This window comes from Psychromonas sp. SP041, from assembly GCF_000470315.2.
Lineage (GTDB): Bacteria > Pseudomonadota > Gammaproteobacteria > Enterobacterales > Psychromonadaceae > Psychromonas.
Genome location: NZ_CBRF02000032.1, coordinates 1 through 25,732, shown reverse-complemented (window position 1 = coordinate 25,732; position 25,732 = coordinate 1). Strand labels below are relative to the sequence as shown.

At 36.5% G+C, this 25,732-nt stretch carries 17 protein-coding genes; 9 read left to right on the top strand and 8 right to left on the bottom strand.

The window, feature by feature from the left end; translation table 11 throughout:
- The first annotated feature begins 892 nt into the window (after positions 1–892).
- Positions 893–3,223, top strand: coding sequence for an Ig-like domain-containing protein (locus SP041_RS15865; protein ID WP_170968565.1), 2,331 nt, complete (start codon positions 893–895; stop codon positions 3,221–3,223).
- 81 nt (positions 3,224–3,304) lie between these two features.
- On the opposite strand, the gene SP041_RS15860 is transcribed toward SP041_RS15865, so the two are convergent.
- Together SP041_RS15860 and SP041_RS15855 are read right to left on the bottom strand one after the other, a co-directional pair.
- Positions 3,305–4,084 carry a phytanoyl-CoA dioxygenase family protein gene (locus SP041_RS15860; RefSeq protein WP_025565202.1) on the bottom strand — a complete coding sequence of 260 codons (780 nt, stop codon included), beginning with the start codon at positions 4,082–4,084 and terminating at the stop codon, positions 3,305–3,307.
- A gap of 332 nt (positions 4,085–4,416) precedes the next feature.
- On the bottom strand, positions 4,417–5,832 hold the full coding sequence (locus SP041_RS15855) for a PLP-dependent aminotransferase family protein (RefSeq protein ID WP_025565204.1): 1,416 nt from the start codon (positions 5,830–5,832) through the stop codon (positions 4,417–4,419).
- Between the two features lie 307 nt (positions 5,833–6,139).
- Here SP041_RS15855 and SP041_RS15850 point away from each other — a divergent pair, with 307 nt between their 5' ends.
- From SP041_RS15850 to SP041_RS15840, 3 genes are all read left to right on the top strand, one after another.
- Positions 6,140–6,400 (top strand): hypothetical protein, encoded by a 261-nt coding sequence (locus tag SP041_RS15850; protein ID WP_025565205.1) that lies wholly within the window; start codon positions 6,140–6,142, stop codon positions 6,398–6,400.
- A gap of 1 nt (position 6,401) precedes the next feature.
- On the top strand, positions 6,402–7,010 hold the full coding sequence (locus SP041_RS15845) for a LysE family translocator (protein ID WP_025565207.1): 609 nt from the start codon (positions 6,402–6,404) through the stop codon (positions 7,008–7,010).
- Between the two features lie 285 nt (positions 7,011–7,295).
- A complete protein-coding gene (locus SP041_RS15840; protein WP_025565208.1) occupies positions 7,296–7,589 on the top strand; it encodes an antibiotic biosynthesis monooxygenase family protein in 294 nt (97 codons plus the stop codon).
- 142 nt (positions 7,590–7,731) lie between these two features.
- Here the strand turns inward: SP041_RS15840 and SP041_RS15835 are convergent, their stop codons facing one another.
- Complete coding sequence (locus SP041_RS15835; RefSeq protein ID WP_025565209.1) at positions 7,732–8,217, bottom strand: peptide-methionine (S)-S-oxide reductase; 486 nt, start codon at positions 8,215–8,217, stop codon at positions 7,732–7,734.
- A gap of 512 nt (positions 8,218–8,729) precedes the next feature.
- Here SP041_RS15835 and SP041_RS15830 point away from each other — a divergent pair.
- Positions 8,730–11,531 (top strand): bifunctional aconitate hydratase 2/2-methylisocitrate dehydratase, encoded by a 2,802-nt coding sequence (locus SP041_RS15830; protein ID WP_025565210.1) that lies wholly within the window; start codon positions 8,730–8,732, stop codon positions 11,529–11,531.
- A gap of 596 nt (positions 11,532–12,127) precedes the next feature.
- Here the strand turns inward: SP041_RS15830 and SP041_RS15825 are convergent.
- From SP041_RS15825 to SP041_RS15810, 4 genes are all read right to left on the bottom strand, one after another.
- A complete protein-coding gene (locus SP041_RS15825; RefSeq protein WP_025565636.1) occupies positions 12,128–12,802 on the bottom strand; it encodes a haloacid dehalogenase type II in 675 nt (224 codons plus the stop codon).
- Between the two features lie 60 nt (positions 12,803–12,862).
- Positions 12,863–14,047, bottom strand: a complete 1,185-nt coding sequence (locus SP041_RS15820; RefSeq protein ID WP_025565637.1) for an MFS transporter — start codon at positions 14,045–14,047, stop codon at positions 12,863–12,865.
- A 151-nt stretch (positions 14,048–14,198) separates the two neighbouring features.
- Entirely contained in the window at positions 14,199–14,771 is a 573-nt protein-coding gene (locus tag SP041_RS15815) for a TetR/AcrR family transcriptional regulator (protein ID WP_025565638.1), read from the bottom strand.
- A 277-nt stretch (positions 14,772–15,048) separates the two neighbouring features.
- Entirely contained in the window at positions 15,049–16,062 is a 1,014-nt protein-coding gene (locus SP041_RS15810) for an NADP-dependent oxidoreductase (protein ID WP_025565639.1), read from the bottom strand.
- 168 nt (positions 16,063–16,230) lie between these two features.
- On the opposite strand from SP041_RS15810, the gene SP041_RS15805 reads away from it, so the two are divergent.
- Together SP041_RS15805 and SP041_RS15800 are read left to right on the top strand one after the other, a co-directional pair.
- Positions 16,231–17,139, top strand: coding sequence for a LysR family transcriptional regulator (locus tag SP041_RS15805; protein WP_025565640.1), 909 nt, complete (start codon positions 16,231–16,233; stop codon positions 17,137–17,139).
- A 51-nt stretch (positions 17,140–17,190) separates the two neighbouring features.
- Positions 17,191–18,063, top strand: coding sequence for a hypothetical protein (locus SP041_RS15800; RefSeq protein ID WP_025565642.1), 873 nt, complete (start codon positions 17,191–17,193; stop codon positions 18,061–18,063).
- Between the two features lie 164 nt (positions 18,064–18,227).
- Here the strand turns inward: SP041_RS15800 and SP041_RS15795 are convergent, their stop codons facing one another.
- Positions 18,228–19,571, bottom strand: a complete 1,344-nt coding sequence (locus SP041_RS15795) for an MATE family efflux transporter (protein WP_025565644.1) — start codon at positions 19,569–19,571, stop codon at positions 18,228–18,230.
- Positions 19,572–19,745: 174 nt separating this feature from the next.
- On the opposite strand from SP041_RS15795, the gene SP041_RS15790 reads away from it, so the two are divergent.
- Complete coding sequence (locus SP041_RS15790) at positions 19,746–22,463, top strand: bifunctional acetate--CoA ligase family protein/GNAT family N-acetyltransferase (protein ID WP_025565645.1); 2,718 nt, start codon at positions 19,746–19,748, stop codon at positions 22,461–22,463.
- Positions 22,464–22,694: 231 nt separating this feature from the next.
- Positions 22,695–25,340 carry an aminopeptidase N gene (gene pepN / locus SP041_RS15785; protein ID WP_137297926.1) on the top strand — a complete coding sequence of 882 codons (2,646 nt, stop codon included), beginning with the start codon at positions 22,695–22,697 and terminating at the stop codon, positions 25,338–25,340.
- Positions 25,341–25,732 lie beyond the last annotated feature (392 nt).

The window sequence follows — 25,732 nt, the reverse complement described above, 5'->3', positions numbered from 1 at the left end:
ATAAAAGCAATTAACGCTGAAATGGATAAGTTCGAAAGTGGCTGGTAAGTTAAGAAAGTTAGCTGTGTAATAGTGTTTAAGATTTTGGGGCGCTGGCTTTAGCCTGCAGTTTTTTGTGTGTATGTGTATTTTGTGTTTTTAGGCGAAAAGTTAATATTTTCAGTTTGTTTAAACTGGGGATTGAGTGCAAGTCTAAAAGACTTAACACAAAACTCTTCAAGCTAAAGTATGAGCCCCGAAGTCAAAATATAAAAATTAACACTCACTAAGTGACTTCAGTTTTAAATAAAGTGTATTTTTGAATATGATTGGATTGGTTATCTGTTTTAACATCACTTTATTTGGTAAACAGTCATCATCTATATAATAGACAAAGTCACCTGTTGAATCATCTCGGCTGAGGATATTAATAAATTGCCTGCTTTTAATGGAATATTTTTACTTGTCGATAATTTGTCATCACTGATTTTTTATGGCCAAACGAACACCTAACTCTTTTGTGTACCCCAACGTTTGTATGAACAAAGACAAGCTCTTACAGTTTTATAATCGATTTTATTTCCTTTTATTCAATCTTATAACGATTAATACCAATTACACTAATTAACTAACCTATTTTACTGGTTAAAATAACTTATTTGTTCGTTGTAAATTTCGTAAAGGGAACAACCATTTAGCTCAATTTACGTCTTAAACTAAGTCATTTTTCCTGCGCAAAATTTAGATCACTTATTTAATGTAATCGGTATAAATATAACTTCAGTGTTTAATTGTTGATCTTTTTTTGTCTATTTATTGTGCTATTGTTTATGTTGATTGTAATTAATTTTTGTCATATAAAAGGGAAGTAACTATGAATAAAAATCTATTTAACAGCTTACTGATATCAATAATGATATCTCTACTAGCGGCATGTGGGGGGAATGATAATGACTCACCTGAGGATCTTTCAACGAATACTGCACCAATATCTACTTCGATAAGTAACTCTTTATTATATAATACGGCTGCCTATTCCATACCATTGATTGCGGATGATGTGGATAGCGATGAATTAACTTTTATTTTAGTTTCTTTACCTCTTCATGGCACTGCTACTTTAGTTGGTTCAAATGTTAATTATGTACCGAACACTTCTTACATTGGTCTCGACACTTTTACTTACGTTGCAAATGATGGAACGGTTGATTCAAACGTTGCAACAGTTAGTTTAGATGTTTTAGCAACCTCTAACTTTTCTGGCCGATTAACTTCTGCTGATGGTAATACAGTCCCTAATGTGACGATTGAAGTCTTTGATTTAAATGAGACTTTAATAGATACACTTCAGTCAGATGCAAACGGAGAATTTTTTCTGGTTGCTGCTACAGAACAAAAGTTAATATTAAAAAGTTCGTCTGAAGGGTATGCGAATCAAGTCACCCGTGTAAAACTTCCGTCGCTTACTTTAAGTACATTACCTCTCGATATTAATATGATTACTCGTGGAGTTGATCAAATATTAGATATAGATTTAGGTGGTATGTTAAGAGGTAGCAATGGTGCATCAGTTACAGTTAGTGCTGGTAGTTTTATTGATACAGAGGGCGACTTAGTAACGGGTAATATTACAGTCAATATGACGCCAGTAGATGTTTCAAATAGCGCAATCCTCAAATCATTTCCTGGTGAATTCTCTGGAATTTCGGAAGAAACAGGTGAAGAATCACCAATAGCAAGTCTAGGTACCGTAGAGTATATTTTTACTGATGATGATGGAAATGAGATCCAATTAATGGATGGTATGACTGCGGATATTGAAATTCCAATTTATATCGCAACATATCCTGAGACAGGAGTTGCTATTGAAGTTGGTGATGTTATTGCTCTTTGGTCATTGAATGAATTGACAGGGATTTGGACACAAGAGGGAAATGGTACTGTTGTCGTAAATACTTCATCACCTACAGGGTTAGCATTATTAGCGACCGTCTCACATTTTACTTGGTGGAACTGTGATGTTACGACGAATCCCGGTAAAGTCACAGTAACTGTATATGCTGATACTTCATCTGTGGAAGGCATGGCTCAGTTAAATGCGCAGACTGACGCGGATATAGGTTGGCGTCCTAGCTTGGTTAATACAAATATATTAATTGGCCAAACAACACCTCCAATGTATATAGGAAGTAGTGGTGAAACATGTTTGTGGGTTGATTATTATATTGATGCATCGTATGCAAGTACACCTGAACAATGTATCTCACCAGTTGTTCCCGGTGGAGTATATGATCTGACATTTTCTCTTACGAATAGCAATGAGCCGTTGGCAATATCAAATAGCTATATTAGCTCACCATATACATTAATGTTTCCGATTACGCCAATTACTATCTTTCCTTTTACCTTAGAAACAGCTGTTAGTTATGTTATTACTTCAGGTGTTTTACCTACAGGATTATCTTTGGTTCAAACGACAGGAGTTAATGCTCAAATCCAAGGCATACCCAGTGTCGTTGGAAGTTACACTGTTACGATAGAAGCAACTGATAGTGAGGGTAATAACAGCTCGGTTACTTTAACTCTTGAATTTATTAGTCCTCCAGCTCCTACATTAGATGCGTCTTATAACATTGATAATGGTGTAATAGGCGTTGATATTACTAGAAGCTTATTGTCTACTATTCAAGAAAGTAGTACCACTCCAGCCCCTACATCATGGTCAATAACTATGTTGGATGGGAGTTCAGTACCTGCAAATGTTTCACTTTCTAGCACAGGGACATTGTCTATTATTGGTTATGATGGTCTCTCTGCTTCATATAGTGTGATTGCTTATAATACTTCCGGGGCAAGTAATATTTTAGTTGTTAATCTTTCCATGTTGGCCGTTCCTATACTTCCTACTTCTATAGATTATGACTACTTTTATGATAGCTCATATTCATCTGGATATACCACAGAGCCTATATTACTAAGGAGTTACAATACCGGCGGATTAGCTTATTCTTGGAGTATTACACCTATGAATGCAAATATATCTATTAATAATAATGGAGACGTTAATTATATTGAAGGGGCTCCTGGTGCATATTCTGTTATCGCTACAAACCCATCCGGTAGTAGCACTACTCTATTGAATATAACCGATCAACCAGTAGATTGTGTTGGGGATATGGAAAACCCTATATGTGCATATTATTTACCTGATACTTGTGCCGATGATCCTAACCAATGTTATTAATGTAAATTTATTGATTATATATAGAAAGCCATTATTTTAAATAACTCCCTAATAATTAGACAATCAATTATTAGGGAGTATTTATTTTGATTTTAAATATAACGTATTCTTAAATATTTTAGGATCCGTTATTTTCGTTAACATTGTGTCATCGGGCAAACAATCATCATCCACATAGTCGACAAAGTCACCTTCTGAATCAAAAATTAATGTATCGAACGCTAAACGATCTAAGCCGTATAAACCTCGGTGAATCATATCTGCGGAAAATACTAATAAATCACCTGCTTTTAATGGTATTTTTTTCCCTGTTGATAGCTCGTCACTGCTAAATTTACGTTTTCTTGCCAGACGAACATCTAATTCTTCCTGAGTGTCCCAACGTTTGTGAGAGCCGGGAACTAACTCCATACCGGGTTCATTGAATAATGGAACACGAAAGTGCACAACTTGGGTTTCTTGAATGGCTTTTTTCTGGCCTTCAATATGATGGTCGTATTGGCAGTCACGATGCCAGAAGTTTTCTTGTTGTGGGCGTTGCGGGTTGAAAAATAATTGAGTATTCATGAAAGCTGGATCGTTTGTAATTACTGTACTAATTATATCCATCATTTTGATTGAGCTGATGAAGTTAAATAATTTTAAACGATCTTGGCTTTGTAAATACTGAGTGCCGGTTATTAAGGAAGAGTTAAACGCTTCTTTTTGGAAGAAGGTTTCATTGTCAGCTTTCCATGTTTCATGGAAGGTCTGTACTGTTTCTCTTAATGCTGACATTTCAGTTTCAGTAAAGTAGTTTTGAATAACAAAGTAACCTTGTTGATCATATTCGTTTTTTAAGTGATTTAAATTACTAACCATTTACCGTTGCTACCCTTGTTCTCATTTTAAATTGAATGCTTCTAGCTACTCAGTTTACATTTTCTTTTATCTGTTTTTCGACATACGTTTTTAGCTATTTTATGGCTTATTTTGGGAACCATGTTTAGGACTCGGTTTCAGCTTTTTTTTAAAATAGGTACCATCAAATTTAAAATAAGCATGATGTTTTATTTAAGTGATAGCCTTATTATTTGAATCTAATCATTTTTAAATAGCCTTAAAAAAGTCGTTTAATGATCAACAAAATACTCTGTTATTTTTGGTCATGCATAATAGCGGAATATCAGTAAAACACCCATTAAGTTTATTGGTTATTTTTCGATTTGCTGCTCGATATAAAATCCTAATTTACCAATAGCTTGCTCACGCTCTATTTCTGTTTTTTCACTAAAGTTTAAGCGCATACAATGTCGATATTTCCCGGTAGCAGAAAAGAGGGTGCCAGGTGCAATACTGACATCACCCTTTTTGCATTGGGCTGCTAGTTTTACAGCATCAAACTTCTTGTTGAGTTCCACCCATAAAACATAACCACCTTGTGGAAAACTGATACGTGTATCTTGTGGGAAATATTGTTTAATGCATTTTATAAGGTGGTCTCGGCCTTGTTTGTAAAGTAAACGTACTTTACGTGTATGGCGGTTATAAGCCCCTGTTTCGATAAAATCTGCGATGGCGAGTTGTGGTAATGTTGGGCACATTGAACTACTGACGTATTTAACATGGGTTACTTTATCGCGGTAGCGGCCAGGCGCAATCCAACCAACGCGTATTCCTGGTGCGACGGTTTTTGAAAATGAGCTGCATAATAAAACACGACCGTCTTCATCAAAGGACTTTATTGTCTTAGGTCGCGGTGATTGGTAACTAATGTCGCCATAAATGTCATCTTCAATAATACTGATGTCATAACTTTGAGCTAGCTGATAAAGCCGTTTTTTATCAGCTTCAGGCATGCTATATCCCATTGGGTTGTTGGCTGTTGGGGTGACTAAAATAGCTTTAATCGGCCATTGTTCTAGTGCTAGTTCTAATGCTGCTAAGCTTAAGCCATTTTCTGCATTGGTTGGGATTTCAATGGCTTTTAAGTTAGCCGTTTTAATTGCTTGCATCGAACCATAAAAACTTGGTGATTCAATGGCCACTATGTCGCCAGGCTCTGTAACGGAACGTAAGCAGACAGATAAACCTTCTTGGCAACCCGAGGTAATAACGAGATCGTCTGGATGCAATACACAACCGGAACTAGTCGCTAATTTAGCAATTTGTTCGCGCAGTTGTAATGTGCCTTTAATATTGCCATAGGGGAGGCTGAGCGCTACTTGATGGCGCATTAATGATGACATCTTTTTTAATAATGGGTTTAAACTCGGCACACTCATATTCGGCATTGCATGCTGTAATTGGGTAGTCGATACGTTCTCCTTCGCCAGTAACACTTCTAATACATCTTGCCACTGTGATACATCAATTGGACGCTGGGCTGGACGAGAGGTGATAGGCAAGGTCGGTGTTGTGGTTTTATGTGCAACAAAATAACCGGATTTAGGCCGTGCTTCTATTAAACCTTCCATTTCAAGTTGGTGGTAAGCTTGTTGGACGGTTGAGATACTAACGTTATGTTCAGCTACTAATTGACGAATCGACGGTAATTTATCCCTTTCTACAAAGAAACCGCTGTGTATATTTTCACGTAAACTATTTGCTACTTTATCGTATAGCTTCATTTTCCGATCTCCCTTTTAGCACTATCCCCTCGAAGCCTTCGAGTTTCTTTTGCACGTACCTTTTAAAAAATATTTAGGTTATTCCATTTTTAATACAGATTTATATTACAGGTGTTTTATTTATTTTAACCATACAGATAGGTCATAAAATAAACATACAGGGGGTAATTTTACTTTTCTGTATCTAAAAACTAAATAAAATTGAGTCTGTATTGAAAATCAAGCTTATCTACAATGGTTTCTAGTTACTTAGTTCAAGCATCAACTAAGTAAATTAAATAATTATTTAATAAAAGGGATGATTGTTATGAAGGCTAAAAACACGATAAGTAGATTAATAAGGCAATACCAAACTCGACAGCAATTAAGCGATTTACCTTCCTATTTGATTGACGATATTGGAAAAACGCCTGAAGAAATTAAACAAGAATTAAGTAAAAACTCAGTGACATTCGTTTTGAGTAAAACGTTAGCACTATTAATAATGGCTACTCAGGCTAAGTTGAAGATGACTATTTTAAGCCAGCCACTAAATACGTTATTTAATCAGCTATTAAGGAGGGCTTAATATGGATATTTCATTGCTGTTAGCTATCTCTTTATTCGCTTTTGTTATGTCAGTGACGCCGGGACCCAATAACATTATGTTATTAGCATCGGGTGCTCAGTTTGGTTATCAAAAAACATTACCGCATGTCTTTGGTATTTTATTGGGTATTGCTAGTTTATTGGCGTCAGTTTTACTGGGGTTAGGCGCGGTACTTGAACGCTATCCTGATATTTATAATGTATTAAAAGTATTAGGTAGTCTTTATTTGTTTTGGCTCGCTTGGAAAATCACCACTGCATCGACAGATCCCGGCTCAATCAATAACGTACAAACAAAAACCAAACCTATGTCTATATTCGCCGCCGCTTGCTTTCAGTTTGTAAACCCTAAAGCGTGGGCAATGTGTGTCGGGAGTATCAGTACTTTTACGTTAGCTGGCGAACAATACCTTGAGTCAGGTTTATGGATCATGTTGTGTTTTGCTTTAAACGGGTTTATTGCGATCAGTTTATGGGCTTACCTTGGTGTCGGTATTGCACAACAGTTAACGACGATTAAGCGTAAAAAAGTGTTTAATTATACGATGGGTGCAATGACGATTGGTACATTATTTTTTATATTAAATTAGTTTGTTATATCTAATCAGCTTCTTGATATTGAATGAGGTTGTATTTGTAAAGTGACAGCGCAGCCATTGGTAATATTGAGCGCTTCAGAGTTGAATCTACCGGTTAATAAAGTCACGTTAGTAAAAAACACATTAACTAAGGCTATATAACTAAGACTATGTAACTAAGACTATATAACTAACACTACATAACCCATCTTGCACAGCTAAAATGGTACAAGAATGAACACATTAATTAATGAAAAAATAGTTTAACTTACTTCAAATAAGAAGATAGGGATTGAAATGAGCAATGGCATAAAGTTAGTTATATTAATTGAAGTTAAGGCTGGACAAGCAGCTCAACAAATTGCGCTATACAATAAAGTTAAACCTTTAGTATTAGCTGAAGCGGGTTGCTTACAATATGAAATGAACCGAATCACAGGTAGTGATGTTCAATTTGTATTAATAGAGTCATGGACATCACAAGATGCGTTAACTTTACATGATCAAACATTACACATGAAAGAAGCTGATGCTCTAAGCCTTTCATTTAGAGTTGGCCCCGCTAAAGTGATTCAGCTATCTCGGCTTTAATCTCTGATTCGTAAGCTAACAGAGAAAGTAGCCTTTTTATATAGGGATGCTTGTAGCAGTGCTGTTCGTTTATTTTTATGGTGACACAGTTACCTTATAAATGCCTTTTAAGCCTTAATTTAAAAGGCATTTATAATTTATATCACTCTATCTCTACATCTTTGTATTTATAAAGCTTTTCTTTAGGGATATGACAATAGTCGTCTGGGAAGTTTTGCAATCTGTCTTGATGCTCGTCTGCGCTTTTTATATAGTTTGTTAATGGTTGAACTTCTACTGCAATTTTTTCATGATCACTTCTACTGCTAATTATCTCATTAACATCAGCTAAATGAAGTAATGAAATAGAGTAAATACCAGTACGATATTTTTCGCCAATATCAATACCTTGTTTATTAATACTGTATGGGTCAATGACTTCAAAATAGCAGGAAATTAAATGCTCTAAAGAAATGATACTTGGATCAAATTGAGTTCTAACACACTCGGCATAACCATCGTAATCGCCATCTAATTGTTGAGACGTACCATTTGCTCTACCGACTTCTGTAAACTGGATACCGGGTACATGTCGTAAATATTCTTGAACACCCCATAAACACCCGCCAGCTAAGTATATTTCTTCCATTTTTTTTTCCTAAATTAATACTATAAAAAGGTGCTTATATTTTTGCTATTGAAATAATAAATATTGAGAAACTATTTTAGTAATCAAACAGTAAATCTCGATATCACACCATTAATATTACTCAATACGGACAGTTAGTTTATTGAGCAGGTTGATATAAATCAAGTCTCACTGTAATGCTAGGTGCTTTATTAAACAGATTGTTTAATTTAGTATCTGTTTAATTTAGTATCAAAGGATTAGAGTATCCTTTATATTACTAAGGGATTAAGCTTTGCCAATTTTTTAAAAAGCATCAATCAAGCACTAATATATTTGATTTATTAAACATGTTAATCAAATGTTTTATGTTTGTTTTTGTCGGTACTGATAATGATAATCATATCGGGTATTTAGTGCTTCATTTTATTGAATTATATCGTTTTATCTGCGAGCTGAGTGGCTATCTATTATTCATGTTTATGGTATATAATGTTACGTATGTTAAATTATTGTTATTATTAGAGGTATAAATGAGCCTGTATTTAGATTACTTAAATGAAATAGAAGATCGTAAAGTTGAAGGTCTACATCCACTACCAATTGATAAAGGTGACTTGTTAGCTGAGATCATCACTCAAATCAAAGATACTGGTAATGAACATCGTGAAGCTTCACTTAATTTCTTCATCTATAACTCTTTGCCTGGTACTACTAGTGCCGCTGGTGTTAAATCACAATTTTTAAAAGAAATTATTCTTGGTCAATCTGTTGTTGCTGAAATCACAGCAGAGTTTGCTTTTGAATTGTTATCTCACATGAAAGGTGGTCCTTCGGTTGAAGTACTTCTTGATCTAGCACTTTCAGATGACGCTTCAGTAGCAACGCCTGCAGCAGAAGTATTAAAAACTCAAGTATTCCTATATGAAGCGGATACAGAACGTCTTGAAGTAGCATTTAAAGCAGGTAATGCAATCGCTAAAGATATTCTTGAAAGTTATGCGCGTGCTGACTTCTTTACTAAATTACCTGAAATTGCAGAAGAGATTGGTGTTGTTACTTATATCGCTGCTGAAGGTGATATTTCTACCGATTTACTCTCTCCTGGTAATCAAGCACATTCTCGTTCTGACCGTGAGTTACACGGTAAGTGTATGATTACACCAGAAGCACAAGTCGAAATTCAAGATCTACAAAAGCTGCACCCTGGCAAAAAAGTAATGTTAATTGCTGAAAAAGGCACAATGGGCGTAGGTTCATCTCGTATGTCTGGTGTTAATAACGTGGCATTATGGGCCGGTGAGCAAGCAAGCCCTTACATTCCATTTGTTAACTTTGCACCTGTTGTCGCGGGTACTAACGGTATTTCACCCATCTTTTTAACGACGGTTGGTGTAACCGGTGGTATTGGTTTAGATCTTAAAAACTGGGTTAAAAAGCTTGATACAAACGGCAACCCAATTATGAATGAAAGCGGTGACCCTGTCCTTGAACAGACTTATTCTGTTGAAACAGGCACAGTGCTGACTATTAATACAAAAGAGAAAAAACTGTATAACGGCGATAAAGAATTGGCTGATGTTTCTTCTGCTTTCACACCTCAAGCTGTTGAGTTTATGAAAGCGGGTGGTTCTTACGCAATTGTATTTGGTAAGAAACTACAAAACTTTGCTTCTGAAACGCTAGGTGTTCCACTAGAGCTAGTATATGCACCTTCTCAAGAGATCTCTCATGAAGGTCAAGGTCTGACTGCTGTTGAAAAAATCTTTAACAAAAATGCAGTGGGTGTCATGTCTAAAGCGGCTTTACATGCAGGTTCTGATGTTCGTGTTCAAGTTAATATTGTCGGTTCACAAGATACGACTGGCTTAATGACTTCTCAAGAACTTGAGTCTATGGCTGCGACAGTTATTTCTCCTATCGTTGATGGTGCTTACCAATCAGGTTGTCATACAGCATCTGTTTGGGATAACAAAGCGCAAGCAAACATTCCTAAATTAATGGCGTTCATGAATAAGTTTGGTCTTATTACTGCACGTGACCCTAAGGGCGTTTATCGTCCAATGACAGACGTTATTCATAAAGTACTTAATGATATCACTGTTGATGATTGGGCTATTATTATTGGTGGTGATTCACATACTCGTATGTCTAAAGGTGTTGCTTTTGGTGCCGATTCTGGAACAGTTGGTCTAGCACTAGCGACGGGTGAGGCAACAATGCCTATTCCTGAGTCTGTTAAAGTTACTTTTAAAGGCGAGTTGAAAGATTACATGGATTTCCGTGATGTTGTTCATGCGACTCAAGCTCAAATGCTTAAACAGTTTGGTGATAACGTATTCCAAGGTCGTGTTATTGAAGTGCATATCGGTACTTTATTGGCTGACCAAGCGTTTACCTTTACCGATTGGACTGCTGAAATGAAAGCTAAAGCATCAATCTGTATTTCACAAAATGATACGTTAGTTGAGTCTTTAGAAATTTCGAAAAGCCGCATTCAAATCATGATTGATAAAGGTATGGATAACCAAATTGAAACACTTAAAGGCTTAATTGCAATAGCTGATAAGCGTATCAATGAGATTAAATCAGGTGAAAAAGAAGCGTTAGCACCAGATAATAATGCTAAATACTTTGCTGAGTTAGTGGTTGATTTAGACCAACTTGACGAACCAATGATTGCCGATCCTGATGTTAACAATGCTGATGTTTCTAAGCGTTATACTCATGACACCATTCGTCCTGTTTCTTTCTATAAAGGTGAGAAGAAAGTAGATCTTGGTTTTGTTGGATCATGTATGGTTCATAAAGGCGACATGAAAATTATTTCTCAAATGTTGAGAAACTTAGAAGATCAAAATGGCAAAATCCACTTTAAAGCGCCATTAGTTATTGCGCCACCAACATACAACATTGTTGATGAGCTTAAAGCTGAAGGTGATTGGGATGTACTTAAGAAGTATGCTGGATTTGAGTTTAATGATGACGCTCCAAAAGAGTCTGCTCGTACTAAATACGAAAACATTATGTATCTTGAACGTCCTGGATGTAACCTTTGTATGGGTAACCAAGAGAAAGCAGAGAAGGGTGACACTGTAATGGCAACTTCAACGCGTCTTTTCCAAGGCCGTGTTGTTGAAGATACTGAAGGTAAAAAAGGTGAGTCTCTATTATCATCTACGCCAGTTGTTGTACTTTCCACTATCCTTGGTCGTACACCAACGATGGAAGAATACAAAAATGCTGTTAAAGGTATCAAGCTAACTGACTTTGCTCCACCACTAGATGCGATGACAACTGAACCAGTTGAATTCATTCAAGTGAGTAACGTTTAAAGAGTGTAGCAAAATTGGTTTTTGGTCTTTAAAATAGAATGAGCTGTTAATAATATTTAATACTCATTCTACAAAAATTATCTTAAGGCAAACTAAACTCATGTAAATTAAGGATTGTACTCGGAAGAGGCAATCCTTTTTTTGTCGCTATTTTTCAATAAATCATATTGCTCAAACTTATTTATGTTTTACTTATGTGAAAGATTAATTCGATGCAGTTTTTTGATAATGACATATACGAACGTATCTAAATGTCTGTGTGTTGAATTGGTTTCAATACGCCCAACTAGTGTGTTCAGCTAATAATACCAATGGAATTAAATAAGTGATCAGAAATTGCGCAGGAAAAATTAACACTAATAAGGCGTGAGTTGTAGAAGATAGTTGTTCTCACTTCAAAACTCAGAACGCAGTTAGGGGTTATTTTAACCAGCAAGAATGATCACCTTATTAATTCTTTTGGTATAAACATAAATATAAAAAGGAAATCTTAATTGGAAGATGTTTTAGCGAGTAAAGCAGGGTTCATATTCACCACATACGATTAAATATAAAGACTTAATAATATGCGGTGATTTTTGTTATGGGATCAGGCTTTATTTATCGTCATTGATTATTTGGCTAACGATATCATTCATATTCTTTTCGATAATACTTGGTTTTAAATATTGAGGGTTATAAGGCGTGCCTGCTCTATCAATATAAGCGGCTAACATGCCTGAAGACATTGCACCGTGAGTGTCCCAATCATGTGTTGCGACTAAACGAAGCGAGTTGATAGGCTGTTCTAAAAGATCGGCAACAAATTGATATACTTTAGGATCTGGTTTAAAGCTGCCTGTTTCTTCTACTGAAACCACTTTCGTAAAGTAACTGCTTAAACCGGCATTCTCTATCTGTTTTTTAATAAGATCTAATGACGAGTTTGAAAAAGCAATTGTTTGGTAACCGCTATCACGTAACTTAGTTAACGCTGGCTTGATATCATCATGTGCATTTAGGCTTGCAAAGGTCGCTAAAATATCGTCGCGTGTTTGTTCGGATAAAGTCACGCCTTTACGTGCAGCTACATTGTTAAGTATATCGCCTGCTAATGTTGCAAATTCAGTTTTTAAGCCTGTGACTGCACAAACAGTCGAAGAATGTAGCAGTGTTGAGAACCACAGACCTAATACCGATTCATCTCCAAAGGCTTGTTGAAATTTTGGCTTAAGTTTATTTAAGTTAAGTACCGTTTCATTGATATCAAATAATACTGTATTACGTGTCATGGTATTTCCTCTGTAGTGCATTTTAAAAAATGATTGGGCTTTATTATTTATTCTTTTTAGTTAACAACATGCTTTTGCCGTAATAGGTGTCTCAAGTTTATACATCACTGTTTTAGCAATAAATCCTGTGATAAAAATGATCACTGCTGATGTATAAAACATGGTTGTCATGCCCCAAGAGCTAATAATAAAACCATTTAATGTCGTGCCAATTGCGCCACCGGTGAATAAACCAAATGAGGCCATCGACATAATTGAGCCTTTCATGTGTGGTATTTGCTCTTGTATTTTGGCAATAAAAACAGGCTGAAATAAGATAAAACCAGCACCAAACATGAATAGATATAAGCAAAATAGAACAGGGTTGTTGGTTGCAGATAATCCTAGTAACGCCAATGCAATCAAGCTCCCATTAAAGGGCATATAATAGTGTTGTAATTTTATTCTGAGCCTTGGCATCGCTTTGCCTGCCACAATAATACCAAGGCCAAAAGGCGATAGCATTGCGCCGACAATAAAAATGTCATAGCCAAATCGTTCTGTTATTAATTGCCCTGTGTAAGTAAAAATACCAAACACGGTAAAACCCATTAATAGAAATAAAGGCAGTAATGAAAGCACACCTTTGTGGCTTAACACTTTTTTATAGGTGGAAAGAATATTAATTTTATGACTAACTGGTTCATCCCTTTTAATCATCTTTATCATCACTATGGCTAAAATTAATTCCATCACGCCATAGGATAAATAAACTAACTTCCAAGAACCAAGATGAGCAATAGTACCGCCTATGAGTGTTGCTGTAGCGGTTCCTAAGAAACCATAGGACATTATTTTAGTCAGAACTTGAGGTCGTTCACTATCGCTAGTGGCTTGGCCTAAATAAGCGAGTACTACTGGTAACAAACCGGCGGCAAAAGCACCATTGACGGCCCTGAAAAAGATAAGTGAAGGCAAGTCATAGGCGAGTGCACCTAAGATACTAAAGATTGCAGTTCCCATGGTCGATATATGGATAATGAATACTTTGCCATAGCGGTCAGATAGAGGGCCGAATAAGATAGTAAATACACCAAATGCAAGCATATAAGCGGTAACAGAGGATGCCGCTGCATTAACTGAAAAGTCTAAATCTTCTGCTATATTAACGATTAATGGCGCTGCTGCATAGTTGTCACCATTTGCTAAAAATAATAGCGATCCAAACAAAAATATTACCGTGTTAGTTACTAATTTATCCGTCATCGATTTATTCGCTATGTAAGTAAAATGGTTAAAATTTATAAGTGATAATAGCTCTAGGTTTTAAGAGCCTTTTAAATAAAATCTAAATCTTGTTGTTTCTAAACGACTGGTTAGAAATGAGGTGTAGTTTTAGACGCTATTTTATTAATCGTTAGATCGAACTGAAAGTAATATCGATAAAGTCGTTAATTTCATGTAATGAGTGCACTTTAGAGGCGCCCGATATTGCTTGTTTGGCAATGATCAGATAATTTGCTTTTTTGGTGGCTGAGATTATATCTTCCCCATCGGCAAGTAGTTTCTCAATGAAAAGTTGTTTTTGATAATGAACAAAGGATTCTATCTCATTTAATATTTCTGCGTTTGTTTCGCCATTGACATGACTGCTAAGCTCAGCTCGCGTATTAGTCATTAGGCAACCTTTACTACATATCGCATCCGTATAGGTTGCGAGGCAGTCATAAAAATACTGTTTGATTGCTGCACGACCATCATTGCTATGCTTAAGTTTTATCACAACAGGTGACAGCTTATTTCTGTAACACCTTAAACTTCGTAAAAAGACGCCTTGCTTACTGCCGAAGCTAGAGTAGATAGAAAACTTATTAATGCCCATTGTCGATTCTAAAAGACTCATTGATGTATTCTCATAGCCATTACGCCAGAAAAGCTCAGTCGCTTTTTCAATGACGTCATTATCTTCATAATTCTTTTTACGAGCCATGGCTTACACCTAAATAGTGTTGTCTAATGTTATCTAAACAGTCAGTTAGTTATTAAATAGTCTAATCTTGTCAGTGAAATTTTCAAGGTTTTAATTTAACTTTACTCAATAAAGGAAGTTGAGGGGCCTTATATAGCGAAATAATGCTTAGGTTAATGTTTACATTTAACCTTTCATTCAATTTCATATTCTCAAATGCTCAGGGCACAAAAAAGGCGACACAAGCGTCTGTGTCGCGTTAGTAAATCTATAGCTAATTGAGAACCGCTATTCGCTATTATTTTTTATCATCAAATAGCTTAACGATCAATTTACCTTTATTGGCGCCGGTAGAGAATAAATTCAATCCATCAATCGCAGACTCTAAACCTTCAAGTATATGCGAGCGATGTTTAATTTGGCCTGCCATCACGTAAGGTGTTAGTTTTTCTAATAGCTCTGGCACTTTATGAAAGTGGTCTGGCATTGTAAAACCTTGGATAGTGATACGACGTTTAATTACATTTAACCAGCTTGGACCTGGCGCAGGCACATCGCTGTGATAGTCTGAAATCAAACCACAGACTACGGCTCTACCATGAGCATTCATACGATCTATGATCAAGCTTTGAATAGGACCGCCAGTATTTTCAAAGAAAACATCGATACCGTTGGGCGCCGCAATAGCTAATTGTTCATCAAGATCATCACTTTTATAATTGATTGCCGCATCAAACCCAAGCTCATTAACGATCCAATCTGCTTTTTCTTGACTACCAACAACCCCAATAACGCGTAAGCCTTCTGCTTTTGCTAATTGCCCAACAATCGATCCGACTGAACCCGCTGCGCCAGTAACAATCAAGGTTTCACCTTTTTGTGGTTTACCTACATTAAATAGCCCTTGTGTCGCCGTTAAACCAGGTAATGCGAATACAGATAAAATACTTTCATCATCTAATGGGGCGGTGACTTTATTGAGCCCTTTGCCATCACCTACATAATATTGTTGCCATCCCATCATTCCCATGACTCTATCGCCAACAGTAAAGTCAGGGTGATTACTGACAGTGACTTCACCAATACCAGAACTACGCATAACATCACCTAACTCAACGGGAGGGATGTAACTATTGGTATCTGGCGTCATCCAGCCGAACATCGCAGGGTCTAACGACATATAGTTTTGTTTAACCAATATTTGGCCTGGCTCTATATTTGGTATTTCTTTTTCAACAACGTTAAACATTGAATTGTCGACATGGTCACCCATGTGGTGTTTAACTAGGTTTATTGCAGTAAATGTTGTCATTGCTTGTTCCTTTTGTTTAACCCAACACTGGTTAAATGAATGTTGGTTGAAATCGATAAAACCATTATGCAGATTTTATAAGGTAAGATATATTGCCTAATTCGCTAATCTTTATTGTTATAAAAACAATAATAAAAATAAGACTAAAATAGTAAGCTAAGGATTTATATGGATCAGTTACGAGCGCTTAAATATTTTGTTCAAGTTGTTGAAACAGGTAGCTTTACTAAAGCCGCTGCTTTTTTTTCTGTACCGCCTTCTTCATTATCTCGTCGCGTTGCAGACTTAGAGAAGAGTTTAGGCGCTACATTATTAAAAAGAACGACACGCGTGCTGACGTTAACTGAAATCGGTCAAAGCTATTATCAACAAGTTAGTGACATTATTAAAACGTTAGAGGTGACTGATGAATCGGTACGTTCATACCAAACAACCCCCATGGGAATGTTAAAAATTAGCTCAACAGTCGGCTTTGGTGAACAAATTTTATTACCTTTATTAGATGAGTTTTCTGTTTTGTATCCACAGATAACCTTGAATGTGACCTTAAGTGATGAACTAACAACGCTTGGAAGGGATGAGGTCGATTTGGCTATTCGAGGAGGCTATGCACCAGATGAGCGCGTGGTTGCGATTAAATTAATGGATAATAATTTCATCCCCGTTGCAGCAACAAGTTACCTTGAAGAATTTGGTTATCCAATAGATGCTTTACATTTAAAGGAACATCAAGGGTTATATTTTAATACGCCAATGGGGCCTACACCTTGGTTGTGTGAAATAAAAGGGCAGTGGCGTGATGTTTCAGCTGAACCTTATTTAGCGTCTAATAATGGAGGCTGGTTATTGCAAAAAGCCATTGCAGGAAAGGGCATTCTTATGATGCCTCGTTGGGCATTAAGTACTTTTTTAGCGTCAGGGCAGCTAGTTGAATTAGATATTAAACCGAGATTAACCATTACTCAAAACCCTAACTTGGGATTATTTTTATTATATCAAAAGCAACGTTATCAAGTGCCTAAGCTGAAAGCAGCTGTGGATTTTTTAGTGGCGAGAATCAAAGCAATTAATGTATAAGTAGATCAAATTACATGTACGTGAAAATATGATAGACGGATACTCATTAATATGGATTTTAATAGGTTAATAACAGATATAAAAATAGCATTATCTCATCTTCCAGATTCGCCTGAGAAATGGATAAATTGGTTAAGTGAGCAATTGATTGTTTTGGGAAATCATTTTGTTTTATTTTTAATATTAATTCTGACTTTGTTTGTGTTACAACGACTGGTTTTTTCGTTGTCTGCCAACATGCTCAATGGAAAAGTTATCTACCTAAGCGCTTGGTTAGGTACGCCTATTCATGAATTAAGCCATGCTTTATTCTGTTTGGTTTTTGGACATAAAATCCAGCGGATTGTGTTATTTAACCCTGATAAACGTGGCACCTTAGGTTACGTAACTCATTCATATAATAATCATAATTTATGGCAAGTGATGGGCAACTTCTTCATTGGTATTGCGCCTTTATTTGGTGGTTTATTAGGTCTTTATGCGGTGACTTGGATATTCTTAGATGATGCGGCTAATTTGTTTCATTTATTACAGCTATCCACTTTCCAAAACTTAGCCAACATAGAGTTATCTGAGCTGATTGTTCTTAATCATCAGATCCTTCTCCTTATTGAAAATGCTTATACTTTGTCACCAATTAAAGTCATCATTTGGGCTTATTTATGTGCGGCTATTAGTTTGCATTTATCGCCTTCTAAAGAAGATTTAAAAGGAGCTTGGGGTGGATTTTTCATTTTTATTACTCTGTCTCTCTCATTAATGATGTTGAATCAGCTATTACAATTAAGTTGGTTTGCTGATTTTAAAGTCATCATTAATATGACCTCAATGCTTTATTTAATTGGGATTATTCTGGCGAGCTTTTTACTTTTAGGCTTATTTTTTTGTAAAGGAATCTCTTTAATTATTACTGGTAAATGGTAGCGATTATATAAGATGCTAGTAGTGACAAAAGACAAAAGACAAAAGACAAAAGTAAAAAGGCGTTGAATAGATAATTTCTAATTAACGCCTTTAATATTTTAGTGGTGAATACTTAAGTCATCGCCATTTAAATATTAGGTAAATAATACTTAAGAAAATTGTCGCTATGCAAAACGCGTCTTTTGTACAACGTAAAGACGCTGTCCTAACAATATTGCAGCAACCGTTAGCCCCACCGTGATACCAATCCAGAAACCCACTGCGCCTAAAGGCTCGGTTAATAAATCGGTCATCCCTAACACATAACCTAATGGTAAACCTACAATCCAATAAGAGATGAAAGTACGGGTAAAGATAGCATTCATCTCTTTATAACCACGTAAAGCACCGGCTGCAACCACTTGTATTGCATCAACACATTGGTAAATAGCAGATAAAAGAATTAAGGTTATTGCGAGATCAATGACTTCTTTGTGATCCGAATATAACAAGGCAATCTGCTCTTTAAAGATTACCGTGGACAGGGCGGTGATAATAGATGCACTTAAACCAATAGCAAATCCTGCATAACTGGCTTGTTTTGCCCCATTGTTGCTTTTTTTACCTAGATTGAATCCTACTCTAATACTGACGGCATTAGCGATGCTCATTGGTAACATAAAGATCATAGAAGAAAAGTTAATGGCAATTTGATGTGAAGCGACAACATTCGCCCCTAACGGAGCCACTAATATCGCAATAGCTGCAAAAATGGTGACTTCAAAAAACATTGCAACAGCAACAGGCAACCCTAATTTACTGATGGATAATATATGTTTTATATCGGGTTTAGTGAAATTGATAAATAATGGGTAATGTCTTAATTTCTTGGTGTAATAAACGTAGCCCGCTAATGCAATGCTCATGAACCAATACACAATGGCTGTTGCAACACCACAACCAGCGCCACCCATTGCTGGTGCGCCGAACTCGCCGTATACAAACATCCAGTTCAATGGAATGTTCAGCAGTAAGCCTAAAAATCCAATCACCATTGCGGGTTTAGTCAATGAGAGACCTTCAATATAGTTTCTTAATGCTTGGAATAACAAGAACGCTGGAATCGCGAAGATCATCGCATACAGATATTTTATGGTGATCAATGCCAATAAGTCTTCTATATCCATCAATGTCATTAACATACCGGCATTAAATAAGATCACACCGATTGGGATTGATAGCAATAAAGCGAGGTATAAACCTTGTTGCCCTGTTTTAGGAATTTGTTCTAAATCATTGGCACCATGTGCTTGTGCGGTCAATGGGACAACAGCCATTAAAACACCCACACCAAAAAGAATACAAGGTAACCAAATACTGGATGCAATGGCAACTGCAGCCATATCAGTAGAGCTTACTCCACCGGCCATAACAGTATCAACAAAACCCATTGCCGTTTGCGCAAACTGCGCAATAAATAGAGGCACACTGAGTTTGATGATTTTTTTAGATTCAAAAAGAAAAGGCACTACTTACTCCGATAAAGGAAAATTATGGAGTGTATGTCGAGCGTTAACAGGGTGCAATTGAATTCGTAAAGATTATTAAATGATATGCGTCTTATTTTTTTTAAAAAATAAAGCAGGATTTGTTTGAAAGGGTAAACTTAGTGTTCTTTATTATTGATATTAGGCGAGTTTGTTATGAGTTTGCAGCTACTTAAACACTTTTTTAATCCCCAGTCGATCGCCGTTATTGGTGCGTCGGTGAATGTAAAACGTGCGGGTTATTTAGTTATGAATAACTTACTCGCTGCAGGGTTTAATGGCCCTATCATGCCTGTCACGCCTAAATACACTTCTGTACATGGTGTACTTGCTTATAAAAAAGTCTCCGATTTACCAATAGTGCCTGATTTAGCGGTGATTTGTACTAATGAATCTCGTATTCCTGATCTACTTCTTTCTTTGGCTGAAAAGGGCTGCCAAGCTGCAATTATTGTGACCACTGAAAGTGACCCTGACATTTCAAAAAGTATTTATGACATTGCCGCTACGAATAAAATTCGTCTATTAGGGATGAGCAGCTTAGGTATTATCAATCCACATAATTTAGTTAATGCAAGTTTGGCTCATTGCAATGCGTTACCTGGCAATATCGCTTTTATTTCTCAATCTGCTGCAGTGTGTACGACGGTATTGGATTGGGCAACGAGTAAAGGCATCGGCTTTTCTGCTTTTGTTTCATTAGGTGATGCACAAGATATCTCTTTTGCAGAGTTGTTAGATTATTTAGCGCGTGACTCTAAAACTCAGTCCATTTTGTTATATATCGATAACATTGATAATGCTCGTGAGTTTTTATCTGCAGCACGTGCCATTTCACAGCATAAAACTGTATTAGTGATTAAATCTGGTAGCTCTGTATTAGGGGCGAAAGCGGCAGCTTTACATACACGAGGCGCTTTTGGACATGATAGTGTTTATGATGCTGCATTCAAACGTGCCGGTATGTTAAGAGTACATGATTTTCATAAACTGTTTGCTGCAGTAGAAACCTTAGCTTATTCAAATTATTTACACGGAGAACGCCTCGCCATCATCAGTAATGGTGGCGGTTTAGGTATTTTAGCCGTTGATAATTTAGTAGAGGAAGGAGGGCGATTAGCTGAATTAGACGAACCTTTAATGGATAAGCTTAATGCTTGTTTACCGAATAATTGGTCGCACAATAACCCTATTGATATGATTGGAGATGCAGATCCGAAACGCTACGCGACCGCTTTAACGCATTTGATGAACAGCGATAAAGTCGATGCTGTCTTAATTATGCATTCACCTTCTGCGTTATCAGATAGTGAAGAAACGGCGCAAGCGATTGTCGATGCTATTAATAAGCACCCTAAACGTAAACAAATTAATATCTTAACGAATTGGACGGGAGAGGCGGCGGCGAGGCCCGCACGGCAAATATTTGCGAATGCAAAGATTCCAACTTTTAGAACACCCAATGGCGCGATCACGGCTTTTATGCATTTAGTCCAATATCGTCGTAATAAAAAACTATTAATGGAAACACCGACGAGTTTGCCTGACCACCTTATTTACGATGCGCAAGCCGCGGCCGACTATATTCAACAAAACCTTATTGAACGTGGTGATTTTGAGTCAGATAAATCAGTTAAACTAAGCACTTACTGTACTAAACCTTTATTAGATGCTTATCACCTCAATACTATTGATACCCATATTGCTTTGGATATCAGTGAAGCGATTGAAAAAGCTAAGATCATTGGCTATCCATTGGCCGTTAAAATCAACTCGCCCAATATTCAATTTAAATCTCAAGTGCACGGTGTGATGTTGAACATCAATAATGCTCGTGAACTCGATTCTGCATTACGATCTATTACTGACCGTGTAAAATCTGCATTACCTGATGCTGAATTAACAGGTTTTACGCTGCAGAAAATGGTCGCCTCAGGATTGGCTTTAGAATTACGCGTAATGATTAAGCAAGATGCGATTTTTGGTCCTGTTATTGCAATATCCCAAGACAGCGATGGACGAGATCTACAAACCACATTAGAGAACGCTGTTGTTGCTTTACCACCTCTTAATATGGCATTAGCAAGATACCTTGTAATTCAAGGTATTAAAGATAAGAAAATAAAAGTCAAACAGCATGCCAAAGACTTCGATATGCAAGCCGTGTGTTTAATGCTGACACAGCTTTCACAAATGTTATTAGACAATCCGCAAATCAGCGACCTAGATTTAAATCCGGTTTTAGTCTCTGGGGAAGATGTCACCATTGTAGATAGCCAAGTCACACTTGTGCCGACCGAGTTAAATTTACCTTGTCGTTTTTCTATTAGTCCCTACCCAAAACAATTAGAAGAAAGTGTTACTCTAAAAAATGGTATTACGGTGTTATTACGTCCGATTATTGCAGAAGATGAAGCAAGGCATCATGTTTTTGATAATGGCTTAAGTAAAGAAGATCGATATAAACGTTATTTCTCTCAACGCGGCTCAATGACACACGAAGAGATGGCGATGTTAACGCAAATAGATTACGAGCGGGAAATGGCCTTTATTGCGGTACGAATTGATCAACAAGGCGAAGAGCAGGAAATATTGGCGATCGTTCGCGCATCGACCGATCCGGATAATATAGAAGCTGAATTTGGCATGATCGTGAGTGCAGAGTTACAAGGACTTGGATTAGGATCCATTTTGTTGAAAAAGCTAATAAGCTACCAGAAAAATAAAGGGACTCAATATCTTGCAGGGATGACAATGTTAAGTAATACGGGGATGGCGATGTTAGCGAAGAAGGTTGGTTTTAGTATTGAACGAGATATTGAAGAGGGAATTATCAATATGCACATGGAACTAAAAAAAATGCCATCAGTCTGATATTCAAAGAACAATAACCACAGTTATGGTCATTATTGTAATGATAAATATGTTCTACACCATAACCGTAACCACAACGATAATAATGATCATGTTGTAAAACTCATGATCTTAAATAATTATTGTTAATATCAATAAGTGTCGAGGTTTTATGCAAATAAGGCTTAGTAATTATTGAGCCTTCTTGTATATTAACAGTATTAATTTTCCTGATTTAAGAGTGCAAAAATAATGAGCAATTCAGACTCTCTCCTAGAAGAAGTTATTGAAAGAAGTCCACAAGAAAAACACCTTAGCGATTACCGCCCATCAGATTATACGATTTCAACGATTGATCTTGAGTTTGACTTGTTTGACCATCAAACAAAAGTACAAGCAATTTCTCAAGTTCAACGTGTTAGTCAAGAAGTAACGCCATTATTTTTGTTTGGTGAAGCCTTAAATTTAATCTCTATTTTAGTTGATGATGTTAATTACACTGACTTTGAATTAGTTGAAGACGGGGTGGTTATTAACCATTTGCCTGCTTCATTCAAATTAGAAATTAATACTGAAATTGATCCTGCTACAAACCATGCATTTGAAGGCTTATATAAGTCTGGTGACGCATTCTGTACACAATGTGAAGCGGAAGGTTTTCGTCGCATCACTTACTATCTTGACCGTCCTGACGTACTGGCTAAATTCAGTACTAAAGTGATGGCAGATAAAACGCTTTACCCTTATTTATTATCTAATGGTAACCAAGTAGATCAAGGTGATCTAGACGCGGGTCGACATTTTGTAAAATGGGTTGATCCTTTCCCTAAACCTGCTTATTTATTTGCGTTAGTCGCTGGTGACTTTGATTTAGTAGAAGACAATTTTATTACTAAAAGCGGGCGTGATGTTAAGTTAGCGATTTTTGTTGATAAAGGTAACTTAGATAAAACACAGCATGCGATGCTCTCTCTTAAAAAATCAATGCAGTGGGACGAAGAACGTTTTAATTTAGAATATGATTTAGATATTTATATGATTGTGGCCGTTGATTTCTTCAATATGGGCGCAATGGAAAATAAAGGCTTAAATGTCTTTAACTCTAAATTTGTATTAGCGAATCAACAAAGTGCAACAGACCAAGATTACTTAGGTGTGGAAGCGGTTATTGGACATGAATACTTCCATAACTGGACTGGTAACCGTATCACTTGTCGTGACTGGTTCCAGTTAAGCTTGAAAGAAGGGTTAACGGTATTTCGTGATCAAGAATTTAGCTCAGATTTAGGGAGTCGTAGCGTTAACCGTATCGCTAATGTCATGACTATGCGCGATCACCAGTTTGCTGAAGATGCGGGTCCAATGTCACATCCAATTCGTCCTGAAAGTGTGATGGAAATGAACAACTTCTATACCTTAACAGTATATGAAAAAGGATCTGAAGTTATTCGTATGTTGCACACCTTATTAGGTGAAGAGAAGTTCCAAAAAGGGATGCAGCTTTATGTACAGCGTCATGATGGACAAGCAGTGACGTGTGATGATTTTGTGGCTGCGATGCAAGATGCAAGTGAAATCGATTTAACGTTATTTAAACGTTGGTATTCTCAGTCGGGCACTCCGCAGGTATTTGTAACCGACCATTACGACAGTGTTAATCAAACTTACCAAATTACCTTTAAACAAAAAACCTTACCAACGGCTGACCAAAAGAAAAAGTTACCGTTGCATATCCCTATTGATATCGAACTGTTAGACAGTAATGGTAATTCACTTGAGTTATTAGAAGGCAAAAAGAATCGCGTTCTAAGTTTAACGCAAAAAGAACAAACCTTTGTGTTCAAGCATATCTTAAGTAAACCAGTACCTTGTTTATTCCGTGGTTTTTCTGCTCCTGTAAAATACCAATATGCGTACACTGATGAGCAATTGTTAGATATTATGAGTTTTGCTAGCGATGAATTTTCTCGTTGGGATGCAGGTCAAACACTATTCAATAAGTACTTAGTTAAAAATGTAAAAGCATTACAAAACGGTGCTGCACTGTCATTACCTGATATTTTTATTGATGGCTTTAAATCAGTACTGGTTAGCGAAACATTAGACCCTTCTTTAGTAGCTGATATGTTTGCCTTCACTAGTGAAAACGGTGCGCGTGAATTATTTGAACAAGTCGACATTGATGCGATTCATAATGCACGTGATTTTATGTTAAAAGAAATTGCGACACAGTTACATGAATTATTTGTTGATACTTATTTACGTCATAATCAACTTAAAGCTTATCAACCAAACGTCGATGATATTGCTAAGCGTAAGCTAAAAAACAGTGCGTTATCATTTATTGCCCGTGTTGATAAAAAAGTAGCTGATGAATACGTATTAGCACAGATTGCATCATGTAATAACATGACGGATTATCTTGGCGCTTTAAATGCAGCAAATAGCGGTTTATTACCTTGTCGTGCAGCAGTGATGCAAGCTTTTGATGATAAATGGTTTGAAAATGGTTTAGTCATGGATAAATGGTTTGTATTACAAGCGAGTATGCCTTCTGATAATGTGTTAGATAATATTGAAGCGTTATTTAACCATCGTAGTTTTGATTTTAATAACCCTAACCGTTTACGCTCGTTAGTGGGAGCATTTGCACAGGCTAATACTTACCGTTTCCATCATGTTGATGGAAGTGGTTATGCTTTCTTAACGGATCAACTTATTAAATTGAATAGCCAAAATCCACAAGTGGCTTCGCGTTTAATTACACCGTTAATTCAATTTAAAAACTTAGATAAAGTACGTATTACATTGATTAAAGCGCAGTTAAACCGTTTACTTGCATTACCTGATTTAGCGGTTGATTTATATGAAAAAGTAACTAAAGCTTTAGCTCAATAAATGCGTTTATAAACACGACTTTTAGCTCACTTATATTGGGTGTAGTCGCTACTTATAGAGCCGTTATTTTTAAGCCTTTCTAATGTTATTAGAAAGGCTTTTTTGATCGACAATCTTTATACCAACTCCGATAAATAGCTGACCTATTTTGCTTGCTAAAACAACTCACTTCTTTGTTGTAAATTTTGTAAAGGGGGCACCATTTACTTCAATTTTCGCCTCGAATTGAATTGTTTTTTCTGCGCCAAATTTAGAGAAAATGCTTATACCAAAAGAATTAATAAGGTGATCATTCTTGCTGGTTAAAATCCCCCCTAACTGCGTTGTGAGTTTTGAAGTGAGAACAACTATCTCCTACAACTCACGCCTTATTAGTGTTAATTTTTCCTGCA

What these genes read in the sequence shown, in the direction of transcription:
- SP041_RS15865 (WP_170968565.1), top strand. Translation starts at nt 893, where the DNA reads ATGATATCTCTACTAGCGGCATGTGGGGGGAATGATAATGACTCACCT.
- SP041_RS15860 (WP_025565202.1), bottom strand. Translation starts at nt 4,084, where the DNA reads ATGGTTAGTAATTTAAATCACTTAAAAAACGAATATGATCAACAAGGT.
- SP041_RS15855 (WP_025565204.1), bottom strand. Translation starts at nt 5,832, where the DNA reads ATGAAGCTATACGATAAAGTAGCAAATAGTTTACGTGAAAATATACAC.
- SP041_RS15850 (WP_025565205.1), top strand. Translation starts at nt 6,140, where the DNA reads ATGAAGGCTAAAAACACGATAAGTAGATTAATAAGGCAATACCAAACT.
- SP041_RS15845 (WP_025565207.1), top strand. Translation starts at nt 6,402, where the DNA reads ATGGATATTTCATTGCTGTTAGCTATCTCTTTATTCGCTTTTGTTATG.
- SP041_RS15840 (WP_025565208.1), top strand. Translation starts at nt 7,296, where the DNA reads ATGAGCAATGGCATAAAGTTAGTTATATTAATTGAAGTTAAGGCTGGA.
- SP041_RS15835 (WP_025565209.1), bottom strand. Translation starts at nt 8,217, where the DNA reads ATGGAAGAAATATACTTAGCTGGCGGGTGTTTATGGGGTGTTCAAGAA.
- SP041_RS15830 (WP_025565210.1), top strand. Translation starts at nt 8,730, where the DNA reads ATGAGCCTGTATTTAGATTACTTAAATGAAATAGAAGATCGTAAAGTT.
- SP041_RS15825 (WP_025565636.1), bottom strand. Translation starts at nt 12,802, where the DNA reads ATGACACGTAATACAGTATTATTTGATATCAATGAAACGGTACTTAAC.
- SP041_RS15820 (WP_025565637.1), bottom strand. Translation starts at nt 14,047, where the DNA reads ATGACGGATAAATTAGTAACTAACACGGTAATATTTTTGTTTGGATCG.
- SP041_RS15815 (WP_025565638.1), bottom strand. Translation starts at nt 14,771, where the DNA reads ATGGCTCGTAAAAAGAATTATGAAGATAATGACGTCATTGAAAAAGCG.
- SP041_RS15810 (WP_025565639.1), bottom strand. Translation starts at nt 16,062, where the DNA reads ATGACAACATTTACTGCAATAAACCTAGTTAAACACCACATGGGTGAC.
- SP041_RS15805 (WP_025565640.1), top strand. Translation starts at nt 16,231, where the DNA reads ATGGATCAGTTACGAGCGCTTAAATATTTTGTTCAAGTTGTTGAAACA.
- SP041_RS15800 (WP_025565642.1), top strand. Translation starts at nt 17,191, where the DNA reads ATGGATTTTAATAGGTTAATAACAGATATAAAAATAGCATTATCTCAT.
- SP041_RS15790 (WP_025565645.1), top strand. Translation starts at nt 19,746, where the DNA reads ATGAGTTTGCAGCTACTTAAACACTTTTTTAATCCCCAGTCGATCGCC.
- pepN (WP_137297926.1), top strand. Translation starts at nt 22,695, where the DNA reads ATGAGCAATTCAGACTCTCTCCTAGAAGAAGTTATTGAAAGAAGTCCA.